This window comes from Bartonella sp. MR30HLJHH (genome assembly GCF_042194195.1).
GTDB lineage: Bacteria > Pseudomonadota > Alphaproteobacteria > Rhizobiales > Rhizobiaceae > Bartonella > Bartonella grahamii.
In genome coordinates this window covers 1-500 of the sequence record NZ_JBHIMO010000118.1, presented here as the reverse complement: position 1 = coordinate 500, position 500 = coordinate 1, and the positions used below count along the sequence as shown (strand labels likewise).

Annotated in this window: 1 protein-coding gene; it reads left to right on the top strand. The window is 45.8% G+C overall.

Annotated elements, in window-relative coordinates; genetic code table 11:
• A partial coding sequence (locus ACFIKR_RS09640; RefSeq protein WP_375659677.1) for a lysozyme occupies positions 1 to 500 on the top strand: 500 nt, incomplete at both ends.

Genomic DNA, 500 nt, shown 5'->3' with positions numbered 1-500 from the left:
GTGTCTGGACGATTGGTTATGGTCACACCAGCAATGCGGGTCACCCCCTTGTCAAAAAAGGCATGTGTATTAGCCAAGAGCAAGCAGAAGAAATCCTTTGTGAAGACTTAAAGCAATTCGAGCAGACGGTAGAGGAATCGGTTACGGTTTCGTTAACGGATTGCCAATTCGCGGCATTAGTCTCATTTTGCTATAACGTAGGAAAAGCTGCTTTTTGCAAGTCAACATTGTTGAAGAAGCTTAATCAAGGCGATTATGAAGCCGTACCCTTAGAATTACAGAAATGGAATAAGGTTGGTGGGAAGCCTCTTGCGGGTTTAGCCAACCGTCGAGCAGCAGAAGCGGGATTATGGGCAAAAGGGGCTTATGTTTCTTCAAATTATCAAAGGGTAGAAACGAAAACGGCAACAGGTCTTTTCAAGGTAGAAGCACTTGCCCCGATTATAGGGTCTTGTTCAGGTTTTGGCGGCTTGTTAGCAGGCAATGGACCGGTGCAATGG